General features: G+C 65.3%; 14 protein-coding genes. All 14 read right to left on the minus strand.

Annotation, left to right across the window (positions count from 1 at the left end; genetic code table 11):
• Positions 1 to 19 precede the first annotated feature (19 nt).
• Positions 20 to 940, minus strand: a complete 921-nt coding sequence (gene truB, locus K9B37_RS12305) for a tRNA pseudouridine(55) synthase TruB (protein WP_224313380.1) — start codon at positions 938 to 940, stop codon at positions 20 to 22.
• On the minus strand, positions 940 to 1,362 hold the full coding sequence (rbfA, locus tag K9B37_RS12310; RefSeq protein ID WP_224313381.1) for a 30S ribosome-binding factor RbfA: 423 nt from the start codon (positions 1,360 to 1,362) through the stop codon (positions 940 to 942). The genes truB and rbfA overlap by 1 nt, the downstream gene beginning before the upstream one ends.
• Before the next feature lie 106 nt (positions 1,363 to 1,468).
• Complete coding sequence (gene infB, locus K9B37_RS12315; protein WP_224313382.1) at positions 1,469 to 4,384, minus strand: translation initiation factor IF-2; 2,916 nt, start codon at positions 4,382 to 4,384, stop codon at positions 1,469 to 1,471.
• Positions 4,385 to 4,389: 5 nt separating this feature from the next.
• Entirely contained in the window at positions 4,390 to 5,052 is a 663-nt protein-coding gene (locus K9B37_RS12320) for an RNA-binding protein (protein WP_224313383.1), read from the minus strand.
• A gap of 27 nt (positions 5,053 to 5,079) precedes the next feature.
• Positions 5,080 to 6,699: a transcription termination factor NusA gene (nusA, locus tag K9B37_RS12325; RefSeq protein ID WP_224313384.1), complete on the minus strand. Its 1,620-nt coding sequence runs from the start codon at positions 6,697 to 6,699 to the stop codon at positions 5,080 to 5,082.
• 5 nt (positions 6,700 to 6,704) lie between these two features.
• Positions 6,705 to 7,343, minus strand: coding sequence for a ribosome maturation factor RimP (gene rimP, locus K9B37_RS12330; RefSeq protein WP_224313385.1), 639 nt, complete (start codon positions 7,341 to 7,343; stop codon positions 6,705 to 6,707).
• A gap of 280 nt (positions 7,344 to 7,623) precedes the next feature.
• On the minus strand, positions 7,624 to 8,304 hold the full coding sequence (gene trmB / locus K9B37_RS12335) for a tRNA (guanine(46)-N(7))-methyltransferase TrmB (protein ID WP_224313386.1): 681 nt from the start codon (positions 8,302 to 8,304) through the stop codon (positions 7,624 to 7,626).
• 5 nt (positions 8,305 to 8,309) lie between these two features.
• Complete coding sequence (gene metK / locus K9B37_RS12340) at positions 8,310 to 9,488, minus strand: methionine adenosyltransferase (protein ID WP_224313387.1); 1,179 nt, start codon at positions 9,486 to 9,488, stop codon at positions 8,310 to 8,312.
• Between the two features lie 100 nt (positions 9,489 to 9,588).
• Positions 9,589 to 10,005, minus strand: coding sequence for a helix-turn-helix domain-containing protein (locus K9B37_RS12345; RefSeq protein WP_224313388.1), 417 nt, complete (start codon positions 10,003 to 10,005; stop codon positions 9,589 to 9,591).
• A 45-nt stretch (positions 10,006 to 10,050) separates the two neighbouring features.
• Entirely contained in the window at positions 10,051 to 11,646 is a 1,596-nt protein-coding gene (gene lnt / locus K9B37_RS12350; protein ID WP_224313389.1) for an apolipoprotein N-acyltransferase, read from the minus strand.
• Positions 11,643 to 12,671 (minus strand): hemolysin family protein, encoded by a 1,029-nt coding sequence (locus tag K9B37_RS12355; protein WP_224313390.1) that lies wholly within the window; start codon positions 12,669 to 12,671, stop codon positions 11,643 to 11,645. The genes lnt and K9B37_RS12355 overlap by 4 nt, the downstream gene beginning before the upstream one ends.
• 32 nt (positions 12,672 to 12,703) lie before the next feature.
• Positions 12,704 to 13,180 carry an rRNA maturation RNase YbeY gene (gene ybeY, locus K9B37_RS12360; RefSeq protein WP_439651720.1) on the minus strand — a complete coding sequence of 159 codons (477 nt, stop codon included), beginning with the start codon at positions 13,178 to 13,180 and terminating at the stop codon, positions 12,704 to 12,706.
• Positions 13,177 to 14,268 carry a PhoH family protein gene (locus tag K9B37_RS12365; protein ID WP_439651721.1) on the minus strand — a complete coding sequence of 364 codons (1,092 nt, stop codon included), beginning with the start codon at positions 14,266 to 14,268 and terminating at the stop codon, positions 13,177 to 13,179. The genes ybeY and K9B37_RS12365 overlap by 4 nt, the downstream gene beginning before the upstream one ends.
• 8 nt (positions 14,269 to 14,276) lie before the next feature.
• Entirely contained in the window at positions 14,277 to 15,635 is a 1,359-nt protein-coding gene (miaB, locus tag K9B37_RS12370; RefSeq protein WP_224313391.1) for a tRNA (N6-isopentenyl adenosine(37)-C2)-methylthiotransferase MiaB, read from the minus strand.
• Positions 15,636 to 15,718: the final 83 nt, after the last annotated feature.

The raw sequence follows: 15,718 nt of genomic DNA on the forward strand, positions 1-15,718 counted from the left end.
ACGACAGACTTGGTCGACGTCAGACCCCCAGGTTGAACACCCGGTGCGGCACCAATTCGCCGCGCTCCACGTCGCCCACCGCGACGAGAACGCCGCTGCAGGTGGCGTAGACCTTGCCGGAAACCGGCGCTTCCCGACCGCGCAGGATGATCGACTGGCCGCGCATCAAGCGGCCCGCCATGTCGCGGCTCACCGGCACCGACGGAATGTCGCTCAAGGCCGACTCGACGGGGCGCAGCGCGGCCGGATTGGTCGAAAGGCCGTCTACCGTGACCGCGTCGCTCTCCGTGAACGGGCCGACCCGCGTCCGGCGGAGTGCAGCGATATGGCCCAGGCAGCCGATGGCGCGGCCGAGGTCGCGGGCGATGGCGCGGACATAGGTGCCCTTGCCGCAATCGGCCTCGAGCACCGACCGATTGCCCTCGTGATGGACGAGGGTCAGGCGATCGATCTCCACGGTGCGAGCCTGCAGCTCCACGACCTCGCCGTCGCGGGCGAGATCATAGGCGCGCTCGCCCTGGATCTTGATGGCCGAAAAGCGCGGCGGAACCTGCTCGATCGAACCTGTGAAGCGGGGAAGCAAAGCCTCGATCGCCGCGGGCTCGGGCAGCAGATCGGTGCGTCCGACTACGTCGCCTTCGGCATCGTCGGTATTGGTCTCGGCGCCCCAGGCGACCGTGAACACGTAGGACTTGCGCCCGTCCATGATGAACGGAACGGTCTTGGTCGCTTCGCCGAGCGCAATCGGCAGGATGCCGGAGGCGAGGGGATCGAGCGTTCCCGCATGGCCCGCCTTCTTGGCAAGGAGGCTGCGCTTGACCACTGCGACCGCATGGGTCGAGGTCATGCCGACGCCCTTGTCGAGAATGATCCATCCGTTCACGTCGCGCTTCTTCGGGCGCTCCCCTTGCGGGCGTCGCTGCGGTCGTTCGTCGGTCATCAATCCTGCTCGTCGTTGTCGTCGGTGTCGGGCTTCGCCGTGTCGCGCACGACACGCTCGGAGCGCAGGAGCGCATCGATACGCGAGGCTTCGTCGAAGGTTTCGTCACGCAGGAAGCGCAGGTCGGGCGCGAACTTGAGATTCACGCGCCGGGCCACCTCCTGACGAAGCACCTTCTTGTTCCGATCGAGGGCCTTGATCACGGCATCCTCGTCCTTGCCGCCGAGGGGCATCACATAGGCCGTGGCGAGCTTGAGATCCGGCGACATGCGCACTTCCGGAATCGTGATCACGTGCCGTGTCAGCACGTCGTCCTGCAGATTGCCGCGGGAGAGAACCTCTGCCAGCGCATGGCGCACAAGCTCGGCGACGCGCTGCTGGCGCTGGGAAGGTCCTGTGGTTTGTTCGAAACGTTTTGCCATCTTCATCTTCCGGGATTGGACCGGACCCTTCAAAAAATCATGGCCGGGAAGACCCGGCCATGGAGGCATGGATTTGCAGCCTTCGCGTGAAGGCCGAAGCAGACGCTTAAAGCGTCCGCTTCACCTCTTCCACGCGGTAGCACTCGATCAGGTCGCCGACGCGCATGTCCTGGTAGTTCTCGAAGGCCATACCGCATTCCTGGCCCGAGGTGACCTCGCGCGCATCGTCCTTGAAGCGCTTGAGCTGGGACAGCCTGCCCTCGTGGATGACCACGTTGTCGCGGATCAGGCGGACATGGGCGCCGCGCTGGACCACGCCGTCGAGGACGCGGCAGCCGGCGATCTTGCCGACCTTGGACACGTTGAACACTTCGAGGATCTGCGCCTCGCCGAGCCGCTCCTCGCGGAGCGTCGGGGCGAGAAGGCCGGACATCGCCGCCTTCACGTCATCCACGAGATCGTAGATGATGTTGTAGTAACGGATCTCGACGCCGGCCCGTTCGGCCGCTTCGCGCGCTTCCTTGTGGGCGCGCACGTTGAAGCCAAGCACGATGGCGCCGGAGGCTTCCGCGAGCGTGATGTCCGATTCCGAGATGCCGCCGACACCGGCCTGGACCACGCGGGCCCCGACCTCTTCAGTGCCGAGCTTGTCGAGCGCGCCGACGATGGCTTCCGCCGAGCCCTGCACGTCTGCCCGGACCACGAGCGGGAATTCCTTGCGGCCCGCTCCGGCCTTGAGGTCGCGCATCATGTCGGCCAGCGTGCGGCCGGCTGCGCCCATGCGGGCTGCCTGACGCTCGCGCTTCTGGCGCGTCCGGTACTCGGTGACCTCGCGGGCACGGGCTTCCGACTCCACTACCGCGACGCGGTCACCCGCTTCCGGCGTGCCGTTGAAGCCCAGCACCTCGACCGGGACGGAGGGACCTGCCTCCTTCACGCTGCTGCCGAGATCATTGATGAGGGCGCGGACGCGACCCCATTCGGCGCCGGCCACCACGATGTCGCCCGTGTGCAGCGTGCCGCGCTGGACGAGAACGGTGGCGACGGGACCGCGGCCGCGATCGAGCTTCGCTTCGATGACGGTGCCTTCCGCCGATCGATCGGCATTGGCCTTCAGGTCGAGAATTTCGGCCTGGAGCTGCAGACCCTCGAGTAGGGTTTCGAGGCCCTGGCCCGTCTTGGCGGAGACCTCGAATTCGAGGGTTTCACCACCCATCGACTCGACGACGATGGAGTGCTGCAGCAGCTCGGTGCGGACCCGCTGTGGGTTGGCATCGGGCTTGTCGACCTTGTTGATCGCCACGATCAGCGGCACGCCGGCCGCCTGGGCGTGGGAGATCGCCTCGACCGTCTGCGGCATGACGCCGTCATCGGCAGCCACGACCAGCACGACGATGTCCGTCACCTTGGCGCCGCGGGCGCGCATGGCCGTGAAGGCCGCGTGGCCGGGCGTATCGATGAAGGTGATCTTGCCGCCGAGCGGCGAGGTCACCTGATAGGCACCGATATGCTGCGTGATGCCGCCGGCCTCGCCGGAGACCACGTTGGTCTTGCGAATGGCATCGAGAAGCGAGGTCTTGCCGTGGTCGACGTGGCCCATGATGGTCACGACCGGCGGGCGCGACTCCAGATTCTCATCCACGTCCGGGGTATCGAAGAGACCTTCCTCGACATCGGACTCGGCGACGCGCTTCACCGTGTGCCCGAGTTCCTCGGCCACGAGCTGGGCGGTATCCGCATCGATCACGTCGGTGATCTTGTGCATCTGGCCCTGCTTCATGAGCAGCTTGATCACGTCCACGCCACGCTCCGACATGCGGTTGGCGAGTTCCTGGATGGTGATCGTCTCCGGAATCGTCACCTCTCGGGCGATCTTTTCCTTCTGCTCCATCTGGCGATGGCCGGTCAGGCGCTGCGTGCGGCGACGGAACGAGGCAACCGAGCGGGTGCGCTCGTCTTCGCCCGAGGTCGCGGTGGCGAGAGTCAGGCGACCACGCCGCCTCTCTTCGCCGGGCGCGGCCTTCGGCGTCTTCGGCACGGCGGCGGGTTTCGCCGCGGTGCCGGGACGCCGGACCGTGCGCGGACCGTCCTCGTCATCCACTTCGACGGCGCGGGCGGCAACGGGCGGCGCAGTGCGGGTGTTCGGCTTTGCCGTGGTCGGATCGGGCGCGACCGGCGCGGGGGGGCGCGCCATGTGGTTGAGGCTCGGCGGACGACCTCCGGTCGTGCCGCCGCTGCGGGGGCCACCGAAGCCGGAGCGCGGACCTGCGCCAGCCGGGCGCGGCCCGGAGAAACGGTCGCCGCCGGGCCGATCACCAGACGGACGGGGCCGGTCGCCGGCGGGACGGGGCCGGTCACCGGTCGGGCGGGGCCGATCGCCATAGCTGCGTTCGCCGCGTTCGCCAGTTCGCTCACCGCGGGCCTGCTGCGGCGCAGGAGCGCTTGGACGCGGAGCCGCGGGGGCAGCCTCCTCGCCGAGACGACGACGGGCCTGATCCTCGGCAACGCGCTTGCGCTCTTCTTCCTGACGGCGACGCTCGTCTTCCTCGCGCTTGCGCGCTTCGGCGGCGACGCGTTCGCGTGCCTCGGCAGCTTCGCGCTCGGCACGACGCTGAGCTTCCTCTTCCTGCCGTTTGCGATCGTCTTCCTCGCGGCGGCGCGCATCGGCCAGCGCCAGGGCGCGGGCATCGCGCTCCTGGTCGGAGAGCGTGCGCAGAACCACGCCGGAGCGGGGCGCATTGGAGGATGAGGCATTCTGGCGCGATCCGCGGCCCTGCTGTGGCTGGGGCGGTTTCGGCGCAGCCGGCGCCGGCGCCGGTGCCGGCGTGGGGGCCGGAGGCGCAGCCTTGTGCGGCTCAGGGGCTCCGCCGGAACGACGCTTCACCGTCTCAACCACGACCGCCTTGGACCGGCCATGGGAGAAGCTCTGGCGCACCACGCCTTGTTCGACGGGTCGCTTCAGTGAAAGCGTCTTGGACGACACGTGGAGTGTCTTGTCGCCCGGATTTTTCGTATCGCTCATTCCGCTCAATATCCTGCGGGTTTCAAAATCGTGGGTTCGCCGGTCTCGAAAGTGAGGCCAGCCTGATCGGCATCGAGGCCGCAATAGATACGGTAACGATGCCAGCGGTTCAGAAAGCCGTCGCTCCCAGCACCCGCGACGAGGGCAGCATGTATCACATGTGACCGGCCTAATGCCAAATCCAATTCGTCATTTGACAGATCTTGGACGACCGGAAAGGCTGATATTGCGTCGCCGAGGCGTTTTCGCAACTGGTTCGTGATCTTTCTTCGCCCATCTTCGGCCGCCTCTGCGGCATGAATAAGGGCGGCGAGCGGCTTTTCGAGGATCGCCGACTCAACTTTATGAAAGCCTGTAACCACCATTCCGGCCTTGTTGGCCAGGGACAGACTTTGTCGCAGGTCGGCGCGAAGGGCCTGCCGGATGTCCTGGGCCAGGGTGTCCGGCGCCTTCGCATCGGCCTTGAAGGCGCGCGCGAAGAGGTGGCGGCGAACCGCCTCGTCGACGAGATCCTGTTTCGCCGTAACCCAGACGCCGCGGCCCGGCAGCTTGTGCTTCAAGTCGGGCACGACCTGTCCGTCGGGCCCGAGCACGAAGCGGATCAGCTCCGCAGGCGGATGAACCGCGCGGGTAACGATGCAGGTGCGCTCCGGTTCATGCCGCGGCACGGATGCTGACCTCGCCTTACCATAGCCTTAGGACGGCTGAGCCTCGGTCTCGGCTTCTTCAGCCGAGCCCTCGGTCTCCACCGGCTCCTCAGGAGCCTCGATCCAGCCAGCCTTGACGCGGGCCGCCATGACCATGGCCTCCGCCTCGGTGCGCGACAGGTCGAAGCCGTCGAGAGCGCCCGCATAACGGGTCGCTTCCTGGCCGCGGCCTTCCGTCCAGCCGACGAGATCGTCGGTGGCGCAGCCGGCGAGGTCCTCGACATTCTTGATGTCGTTCTCGCCGAAGGCCACGAGCATGGCGGTGGTCACGCCTTCGATCTCCTTCAATTCGTCGGCGACGCCGAGCTCCTTGCGACGCGCCTCGTTCTCGGCCTCGATGCGAGCGAGATAGTCCTGGGCGCGGCTCTGGATCTCCTGAGCGGTGTCTTCGTCGAAGCCCTCGATGGAGGCGACCTCGGCAAGATCCACGTAGGCGATCTCGTCCACGGACCGGAAGCCTTCGGAAGCGAGCAGCTGGCCCACCACCTCGTCCACGTCGAGCGCATTCATGAACAGCTCGGTGCGCTCTGCGAATTCCTTCTGACGACGCTCCGATTCCTCTGCCTCGGTGAGGATGTCGATGTCCCAGCCGGTGAGCTGCGAGGCGAGGCGCACGTTCTGACCGCGGCGGCCAATGGCCAGCGACAGCTGATCGTCGGGCACCACCACCTCGATGCGGTCGGCCTCTTCGTCGAGCACAACCTTGACCACTTCCGCGGGCTGGAGCGCGTTGACGATGAAGGTCGCCTGATCCGGCGACCATGGAATGATGTCGATCTTCTCGCCCTGGAGCTCGCCCACCACTGCCTGGACGCGGGAGCCGCGCATGCCGACGCAGGCGCCGACCGGGTCGATGGACGAATCGCGCGACGTCACGGCAATCTTGGCGCGGGAGCCCGGATCGCGGGCGACCGCCTGCACGGTGACGATGCCGTCGTAGATTTCCGGCACTTCCTGCGCGAAGAGCTTCGCCATGAATTGCGGATGAGTGCGCGACAGGAAGATCTGCGGACCGCGCGCCTCGCGACGCACGTCGAATAGATAGGCGCGGATGCGGTCACCTGGGCGGAAGGTCTCGCGGGGAATCAGCTCGTCGCGACGCACGATCGCTTCGCCACGGCCGAGATCGGCGATCACGTTGCCGTATTCGACGCGCTTCACGACGCCGTTCACGACCTCACCGATGCGATCCTTGTATTCCTGGTACTGGCGGTCGCGCTCGGCATCGCGCACCTTCTGCACGATCACCTGCTTGGCCGACTGCGCCGCGATGCGGCCGAAGTCGAAGGGCGGCAGGGTTTCGGCGATGCTGTCACCCACCTGCGCGGCCGGGTTATGCCGGCTGCGGGCTTCCGAGAGCATGATCTCGCGGGAATCGTTCTCGAGGGCGCCGTCATCCACCACGAGGAGATGCCGCGACAGACGCAGCTCGCCGGTCTTGGGATTGATTTCCGCATGGATGTCGGTTTCGGCACCGTAACGGGAGCGTGCAGCCTTCGCGATGGCATCGGCCATGGCGTCCAGCACGATCTGCTTGTCGATCACCTTCTCACGCGCGACCGCATCGGCGATCTGCAAGAGTTCAAGCCTGTTGGCGCTTACAGCCATCGAGGTCACTCCTTCTTCGATTTCTTGTCTCGCGGCCCACGCGCCTGAGACGCCGGTTCCGCCTGCATGTCTTCCGAAACGTCCTGATCGGCATCGTCCGCCGGCGCCGAACCCCGGCGCAGCGATTCGCGGATCAGTTCATCGGTGAGAACGAGATGGGCCTCACCCAGATCCACCAGCGGCAGATGGACGATCCGTTCGTCCCCCTCCTTCACGTCCGGCAGCTCCACGGCCACCGTCCCGCTATCCACGTTTCCGAGGATGCCCCGGAAGCGCTTGCGGCCATTGAGGGGTACGGCCAGCTCGATCTTCGCCTCATACCCGGCCCACCGCTCGAAGTCGCTCTTACGCACGAGCGGGCGGTCGATCCCGGGCGAGGAAATTTCGAGATAATACTCCCGATCGATCGGATCTTCGAGGTCCAGAACCGGCGACAGCGCCCGGCTCACGGTTTCGCACTCGTCCACCGACATGGTGCCGTCCGGCCGCTCGGCCATGATCTGCACCGTGCAGCCATTGGTGCCCGTCACCCGGACCCGAACCAGGTTGAAGCCCAGATCCTCGACGACCGGCTCGACGATCGCCGCAACCCGCGCGGCCACGCCGGACTCGGTTACCAGACGCTTGTCGCGATCATTCGCCATCGACGTTCTGCAATCTCTCTCGATTTCCAGGGCGACGTGCGTTTCAAGAGAATCGCAAATCGCTCCAGGATGCCTTGCTTCGCCGCATTTTCGGACGACGAACCGGCGTCCACTTCGCCTGAAAATGCTCTTAAGCCCCGGCTGCGACCAATAAAAAAGAGCGGACCCGGCGGGGCCCACTCCCGAACAGCAGCTTACACTGCAACCAGAGCTGACAGGGCAGATATAGCGATTCTGGGTCGGAAACGCAAGGAGGCCGTCGTTTTGGGAAGACGGCGCGTCAGAGTCTGACAATCCGCAGATAGCTTGGCACGCGCCCCTCGCGGATCGCCTTGGCCTCGTAGCGAGTGCCCGGCCAACCGTCATAGGGCTTGCGCCAGTCGTCGGGCCCCGTCGCCAGCCAGCGGAAATCGGGTGACCGGAGCACGCGGGCCAGCACCCAGCCGATATAATTGTCGATGTCGCTGGCGAAGCGCAGCTCGGCGCCCGGCTTCATGATGCGGGCGAGGGCCTTCAAAGTCTCGTCGGAGACGAGGCGGCGCTTGCGCTGCCGTCGCTTCGGCCAGGGATCGGGGTAGAGGATATAGACCCGGTCGAGGCAGGCATCGGGCAGATGGGGTAGGAGATCCGTGACATCCTCGTCCCAGACGCGGACGTTCTCGAGCTTCTCGTGATCGACGACCGCGAGCAGCTTCGCCATGCCGTTCACGAAGGGCTCGCAGCCGATGATGTTCACGTCGCCATGGGCGCGGGCCTGGGCGGCGAGATGTTCGCCGCCGCCGAAGCCGATCTCGAGCCAGGTCTCGCGGCCCGGTCGCAGAAACAGGGCCTCAGGCGCCACGTCTGACGTGACGCGCAAAGCGGGCAGGAGAGTGCGGACCAGATCGTCCTGACCGGCGCGCAGCCTCTTTCCCTTCCGGCGCCCGAAGAAGGCGCCGGCTCGTTCGGAGGCGTCGCTCATCGGGATCAGACGAGGGCGGTCTTGAGAGCGTCGGCGAGGTCCGTCCGCTCCCAGGAGAAGCCGCCATCGGCGTCGGGCTTGCGGCCGAAATGGCCATAGGCCGAGGTGCGGGCATAGATCGGCTTGTTGAGGCCGAGATGGGTGCGGATGCCGCGGGGCGACAGATCCATCACGTCCATGAGGGCGGCTTCGAGCTTGCTCTCGTCCACCGTGCCGGTTCCATGAAGATCGACATAGATCGACAGGGGCTTGGCGACACCGATGGCGTAGGAGAGCTGAAGCGTGCAGCGGTCGGCGAGGCCCGCTGCCACCACGTTCTTCGCGAGATAGCGCGCGGCATAGGCGGCCGAACGGTCGACCTTCGTCGGGTCCTTGCCGGAGAAAGCGCCGCCGCCATGGGGCGCTGCGCCGCCATAGGTGTCGACGATGATCTTGCGGCCGGTGAGGCCGCAATCGCCGTCGGGTCCGCCGATCACGAACTTGCCCGTGGGATTCACGTGCCAGATCGTCTCCGCGGACACCCAGCCGGAGGGCAGGGTCTTGCGGATATAGGGTTCGACGATCTCGCGCACGTCGTCGGAGGAAAGGTTCTCATCCAGGTGCTGTGTGGACAGAACGATCTGCGTCACGCCGACGGGCTTGCCGTTCTCGTATTTCACCGTGACCTGGCTCTTGGCGTCCGGACCGAGAACGGCGGCGCCGTTGGCCTTGGCCTTGCGGGCGTGGGTCAGGTCCTCGAGGATCTTGTGGGCGTAGAAGATCGGCGCCGGCATGAGCTCGGGCGTCTCGTTGCAGGCATAGCCGAACATGATGCCCTGGTCGCCCGCGCCTTCATCCTTGTTGCCGGCGGCATCGACGCCCTGGGCGATATGGGCGGACTGCGCGTGAAGGTAGACGGCGACGTCGGCGTTCTTCCAGTGGAAGCCGTCCTGCTCGTATCCGATGTCCTTGATGGCCTCGCGGGTGAGCTCGATCACCCGGTCCTTGGTGATCGATTCGGGGCCGCGTACCTCGCCGGCGATGACCACCCGGTTGGTGGTCGCCAGCGTCTCACAGGCGACCCGCGCCTCTGGCTCGGCGGCGAGATAAGCATCGACCACGGAATCCGAGATCCGGTCGCAAACCTTGTCCGGATGGCCTTCGGAAACCGACTCGCTGGTGAAGAGATAGCTTGACCGCCGCACGACCGTTGCCCCTTTGCGGAAAACAGAAAACGGCCTGCAATCGCAGACCCTCTAGCAGGTCATGCCGCAGACCCGTGGAAAGGTCAAGCGAACGCGTTCGTTAAGACGAACGTGCTCCCTCCTCGTCCTGGGACGCCAGGGCAGAGACCAGCTGGACGATGCTTTTGCGAATCTTCGGGTTCCGGATCGTGGTGAACGTGCGGATGAGCTGCAGGCCCTCCGGCGTCGACATCACTTCCGAGATGTAGGGCGAACCTTCTTCCTCGGCGAAGCCAGAATCCGCCTTGCCGCTCTTGATGCCGTTGAAGAAGAAATGGATGTCGACGCCGAGAATCTTGGCGATGTCGACGAGGCGACTCACGCTGATGCGGTTGGTGCCTTTTTCGTATTTCTGAACCTGTTGAAAGGTGAGGCCCAACATATCGCCGAGCTTCTCCTGACTCATGCCCACCGAAATACGGCGCATGCGGACTCTGCTTCCGATTTCCTTGTCGATGGAGCCGGTGGACTTCTTCATCAGCACACGAGTCCTTGCCAAATTCCCTTGGGGCAGTGGCGTGAATCACCGTGGCGCAAAACGCCATCGATCCGCCGTCGCTGCCATTAAGCAGATCAGAAGCATGGCAGTCAAAACAAACATGCCGGCGTGCGCAGCAAAAGGTGCGGCGATCGCAACGGGCAAATGCGCATCGAGAACACCCGCCGCTCCGAGTGCCATGCTTGCCGTCACGCGTCCGAACGGATCGACCACGGCGGAAATTCCCGTATTGGCGTCGCGCACGAGAGGAAGACCTTCCTCGATGGTGCGCAGACGCGCCTGCGCGAAGTGTTGATATGGCCCCGGCGTATCGCCGAACCAAGCATCGTTGGTCACGTTCAAGATGAGTTGAGGACGTGGTCCTTCAGGCAGAATCTCGCCGGGAAAAATCGCTTCGTAGCAGATTGTCGCAGCGACCGGCGGCAGGCCCGGCACCGTCAGGGTGCCACGATGTTCGCTCGGCTCGAATCCGCCCGGGATATGTACGAATTGGCGAAGTCCCACCGCTCCCATCAAGGCATCGAGAAACTTCGGTACGTACTCGCCGAAAGGCACCAGATGAACCTTGTCGTAGGAACTCACGATCGTGCCGCGATCGTCCACCACCTGAATTGCGTTGAAGAACTTGCCGACCGCTTCGCCGGGAAACGGATCGTCCATGCGCGCGGCACCGGTGATCAGATGCATTCCCGGCGGCAGGAGTTCGGCGATCTGGTTGAGCTCGGCGGGACTGCGATGCAGCAGGAACGGAAAGGCCGATTCCGGCCAGATGAGATGCGTCGGCGACCTTCTGTCATCGCCGTCGGGCAGAGCGGCGCTCAAGGTCAGGTAGCGCCGCATGATCGCTTCCCGGTTGTCCGGGTTGAACTTGGCGTCCTGGGGCAGGTTCGGCTGCATCAGTCGCAGCCGCACGTCCGGCACCGTCGCCACCGGAATAGGCGGCACGCGCCAGGCGCCATAGGCGGCCATGGCGCCGAGGAGCGCGATCGCCGCGACCGGTGCGGTCCAGCGTTCGCGCGGCGAACGGTTTGAACCGAGGAGGGCCGGAGCGGCGCCGATCCAGATCGCCAGAACAGTCAGGCCGTAAAGGCCGATCAGCGAGGCAGTCTGCATCAGCCAAAGATTCTGACCCAGCGCCATGCCGAGGGTGTTCCAGGGAAAGCCCGTGAAGAGATGACCCCGCAGCCACTCGCTCACCGTCAGGGCGAACGCGAAGGCGAAGATCCGAGCCATGCCGGGCGACCAAAGCAGCCGGGCGAGTGCGAAACCGAAAGCCGGAAAGAAGGCAAGAAGAGCCGGCAGACCCAGGACGCCGAACGGCAGCGCCCAGGCGAACTCATCCGCCTCCACCAGAAAGGCAGCGCCGAGCCACCACAGCCCGGCGACGAAATATCCGAAACCCCATAACCATCCGTCGATGGCCGCCGCGCGGAGCGTGTGCGATCGCTTGTCGCGCGCGTCGCCGTCGATCAGCCAGACGGCGGGAGTGAGGGAAAGAACGAGGGCCGGCAGGAAACCGAAAGGCGGCATGGCGAGCGCGCCGATGGCGCCGGCCGCCACGGCCAGAAGACCGCGCCGCCAGCCCCGGGCGAGGGCGACGCGTTGGGCAAGCGCCTTCATTCGGCGGCAGTGCTTTCGGGCGGCAGCGATCCGTTGGCGGCATCGAGCGGCGCGGGGCTGCGCCGGTGGATGCGCAGCCGCTTTACCCGGCGCGGATCCGCATCGAGAACTTCGAATTCGAGATTCTCCGGACCTTCGATCAGTTCGTTGCGGGAGGGAACACGGCCCGCGAGCGTCACAATGAATCCGCCGATCGTATCGATGTCCTCCGCGCCCTCTTCCTCGGTCAGGTCGACGCCGAGCGTCTCCTTGACCTCGTCGAGGCTCGCGCGGGCATCTGCAATGAAGGTGCCGTCAGAAGTCTCGATTACCGAGACTTCCGCCTCATCGTCGTGCTCGTCCTCGATGTCGCCCACGACCATTTCGACGAGATCCTCGATGGAGACGAGACCATCGGTGCCGCCGTATTCGTCGATCACGAGAGCCATATGGGTGCGCGTCGCCTGCATCCGTACCAGCAGGTCGATCGCCGGCATGGAGCGGGGCACGAACAGGACCGGCCGCAGGATCTGCGCAGTGGCGAGGGTCATGGAGAAGTCGACCCGACCGAGATTGGGGCCGGGCGGTGGGTTTCCGTCCTCGTCTTCCCTGGGACGCCCGTTGCCGGTATCCGCCCGCATGGCGATGAAGTCGAGGAAGTCGCGGATATGGACCATGCCCTTCGGGTCGTCGAGGGTCTCGCCATAGACCGGCAGGCGGGAATGGCCGGCGGTCCGGAACAGGCTGAGCAGGTCGCCGAGACTCGTGTCGGCGGAGACCGCCACGATGTCCGCCCGGGGTACCATCACGTCATCGACGCGGATCCGGTGAAAGCCGAGCACGTTCTTGAGCATCGCCCGTTCCTGGGGCGAGAAATCCGTGTCTTCGACAGTTTCCGCAAGGGCATCCTCCAGATCGTGGCGGATGGAATCGCGGGTCTTCAGGCCGAGGCGGGTCAGAACCCGGTCGTACCAGTGTTCGCGTAAGCCGTCGGGGTCCGGCGGGGGCCGGACGGGGCGGTCGTTACGACTTCGATCTTCGTTCATGTCTCTTGAGTTTCAGCCGAACGTTGAAGCGCTCATGCTGCCATATCGCGATAAGGGTCGGCGATGCCAAGGGTGGCGAGCGCCTTCACCTCGAGAGCCTCCATAATGTCCGCCTCTTCCTCGACCTCGTGTTCGTAGCCGAGAAGATGAAGAACGCCATGGACGACCAGATGGGCAAAATGGTCCGCGAGGGGCTTGGATTCCTCCTCCGCCTCGCGAACCAACGTCTCATAGGCTAGTGCAATATCGCCAAGATGGCGAGGGCCTTCGAATCCAGGCTGTTCCGGAGCCGGGAAGGACAGGACGTTCGTAGCCTTGTCCTTACCCCGCCATTGCCGGTTCAGCTCGCGGATGCTGGCATCGTCGGTCAGCATGACGCTGACCTCGAAATCGTCATCCGCTTCGTCCGCGACGACGGCCGCGGCGTCGGCGGCCCGTTGCGCCAGGGCCTCCGCATCCTCAAGGCCGGCCCAGTCGCCGGCTTCGATCATGACGTCGAGCGCGATCACGGCTTGCGGTCCTGATCCTTGCGGAATTGCTCCCGGCGCGAATCCGCGTCGTAGGCGGTGACGATGCGACGCACGAGATCGTGGCGCACCACATCCTGCTCCTTGAAGGTGACGCGGGCGATGCCCTCGACCCCGTCGAGAATCCGCACGGCCTCGATCAGCCCGGACTTCTGCCCCGGGGGAAGATCGATCTGGGTCGGATCGCCGTTGATGATCATCCGCGAGCCCTCGCCTAAGCGGGTCAGAAACATCTTCATCTGCATGGTGGTGGTGTTTTGCGCCTCGTCGAGCAGCACCACCGCGTTGGTGAGCGTGCGCCCGCGCATGAAGGCGAGCGGCGCGATCTCGATCATGCCGGTCTGGAGGCCCCGGTCCACGTGCCGTGCTTCCATGAAATCGTAGAGGGCGTCGTAGATCGGCCGCAGATAGGGATCGACCTTCTCGCGCATGTCGCCGGGCAGGAAGCCGAGCCGCTCGCCCGCCTCGACGGCGGGGCGGGACAGGATCAGGCGGTCGGCCTGCCCCTGTTCCAGGAGCGAAACGGCGTAGCCGACGGCAAGCCAGGTCTTGCCGGTGCCGGCGGGACCTTCGGCAAAGACGAGCTCATGCTGCTTGAGGGCTTTGATATAGGCGTTCTGCGCCGCGTTGCGGGCGCGCACGGCTCCGCGCTTGCGGGTGGCGATCTGGTCGAACGCGGTCACGCCCGGCAGGGTCGGCTCTTCCTCAGCCGGAAAGAGGCTACCCTGAAGGGTGCTTTCCTCGACGGCGCCGTCCACATCGCCGGGTGCGAGGGTCACGCCTTGGCGGGCACGCTCGTAGAGCCCTTCGAGCACCCGGCGGGCGAGCTCGGAACCTTCCGGCGTTCCCTTTACGGTCACCCGATTGCCGTTGGCGATGGCGACGACATTCAGGCGCCGCTCGAGATGAGCGAGGTTCTGGTCGTATTGTCCGAAGACGAGACTGGCGAGGCGATTGTCTTCGAAGGTGAGGATGATCTCGGCTTCTTCCTCGACGCCGGGATGCAGGGGGGTGGGATTGCGGCCCTTCTGCGCTCGTGCGGTCACGTTGTCCGCTTGCCTCAAATGCATCTCCTCGTTTAGGCCGCGACGCGGTCGCCGGCCTTGACCCATTCGCCGACCAGGCTGTTCGAGCCCGTCTGCACGATCCGGACCGTGACGATCTCGCCGATCCGATGAATATCGCTTTCGAAGTGGACCGCCTGCAGGTAGGGCGACTTGCCCCCCAATTGACCCGGATGGCGACCCGGCTTCTCCACGAGAACGTCCAGAGTCTGGCCGACGGTTCCGTGATTGAAAGCCTGTCTTTGGGTTTCCAACAGGTTTTGCAGCCGCGCCAGCCGCTCCGCCTTCACGGCCTCGGAGACCTGCTCCCCCATCTCCGCTGCGGGCGTGCCGGGACGGGCGCTGTACTTGAACGAGAAGGAGCTGGCGAAGCCTATATCGGCCACGAGCCGCATGGTGTCCTCGAAATCCGCATCGGTCTCGCCAGGGAAGCCGACAATGAAGTCCGACGACAGGGCGAGGTTGGGCCGCACCTTGCGGATGCGCTCGATCAGGCGGCGATAGGTATCGCCCGTATGCTTGCGGTTCATGGCCTCGAGAATCCGGTCGGAGCCGGACTGCACTGGCAGATGCAGGTAGGGCATCAGGGCCGGCAGATCGCCATGGGCGGCGATCAGCTCGTCATCCATGTCGCGCGGATGGCTGGTGGTGTAGCGCAGGCGCGCGATACCCGGCACCTCGGCGAGACGATGCAGCAGGCGGCCCAGCGACCACACGGCGCCGTCGGGCCCCTCGCCGTGATAGGCATTCACGTTCTGGCCGATGAGCGTGATCTCGCGCACACCGGCCTCGGCGAGGCGAACGGCCTCGTCCAAGATCTTGGCGACCGGCCGCGACACCTCGGCGCCGCGGGTATAGGGCACGACGCAGAAGGTGCAGAACTTGTCGCAGCCTTCCTGGATCGTCAGGAAGGCGGAGACGCCGCGGCTCAGGGTCTTCTGGCGGCTCGGCTGCGGTAGATGATCGAACTTGTCCTCGATGGGAAATTCCGTATCGACCACGCGTTCGGTCCGCGCCTTCTTCAGAAGTGCGGGCAGATGGTGATAGCTCTGCGGCCCCACCACCACGTCCACCACCGAGGCCCGGTGCAGGATCTCCTTGCCTTCGGCCTGGGCGACGCAGCCGGCGACCACGACCTTGGTCTCCTGACCCTGGCTCGCGCGCTCCTGCTTCAGCTCGCGGACGCGGCCCAGCTCGGAATAGACCTTCTCGGCCGCCTTCTCACGGATATGGCAGGTGTTGAGGATGACGAGATCCGCCTCCTCCATCGTGGTGGTTTCGCTGTACCCTTCGGTCGCGAGAACGTCCGCCATGCGCTCGGCGTCATAGACGTTCATCTGGCAGCCATAGGATTTGACGAAGACTTTTTTCACGCGGGACGGACCTGTGCTTGGGACGATGGAAGGACGCGCCCTTTTAAAGCGTTTGGTGCGACAAGAGAATAGCGGCTCTTTCG

Origin of the sequence: Microvirga puerhi, assembly GCF_020089865.1 — a bacterium.
GTDB lineage: Bacteria > Pseudomonadota > Alphaproteobacteria > Rhizobiales > Beijerinckiaceae > Microvirga > Microvirga puerhi.

Excerpts from the sequence above, each read along its gene's own strand:
- truB (WP_224313380.1), bottom strand. The coding sequence starts at position 940 with ATGACCGACGAACGACCGCAGCGACGCCCGCAAGGGGAGCGCCCGAAG.
- rbfA (WP_224313381.1), bottom strand. The coding sequence starts at position 1,362 with ATGGCAAAACGTTTCGAACAAACCACAGGACCTTCCCAGCGCCAGCAG.
- infB (WP_224313382.1), bottom strand. The coding sequence starts at position 4,384 with ATGAGCGATACGAAAAATCCGGGCGACAAGACACTCCACGTGTCGTCC.
- nusA (WP_224313384.1), bottom strand. The coding sequence starts at position 6,699 with ATGGCTGTAAGCGCCAACAGGCTTGAACTCTTGCAGATCGCCGATGCG.
- rimP (WP_224313385.1), bottom strand. The coding sequence starts at position 7,343 with ATGGCGAATGATCGCGACAAGCGTCTGGTAACCGAGTCCGGCGTGGCC.
- trmB (WP_224313386.1), bottom strand. The coding sequence starts at position 8,304 with ATGAGCGACGCCTCCGAACGAGCCGGCGCCTTCTTCGGGCGCCGGAAG.
- K9B37_RS12345 (WP_224313388.1), bottom strand. The coding sequence starts at position 10,005 with ATGAAGAAGTCCACCGGCTCCATCGACAAGGAAATCGGAAGCAGAGTC.
- lnt (WP_224313389.1), bottom strand. The coding sequence starts at position 11,646 with ATGAAGGCGCTTGCCCAACGCGTCGCCCTCGCCCGGGGCTGGCGGCGC.
- K9B37_RS12355 (WP_224313390.1), bottom strand. The coding sequence starts at position 12,671 with ATGAACGAAGATCGAAGTCGTAACGACCGCCCCGTCCGGCCCCCGCCG.
- K9B37_RS12365 (WP_439651721.1), bottom strand. The coding sequence starts at position 14,268 with ATGCATTTGAGGCAAGCGGACAACGTGACCGCACGAGCGCAGAAGGGC.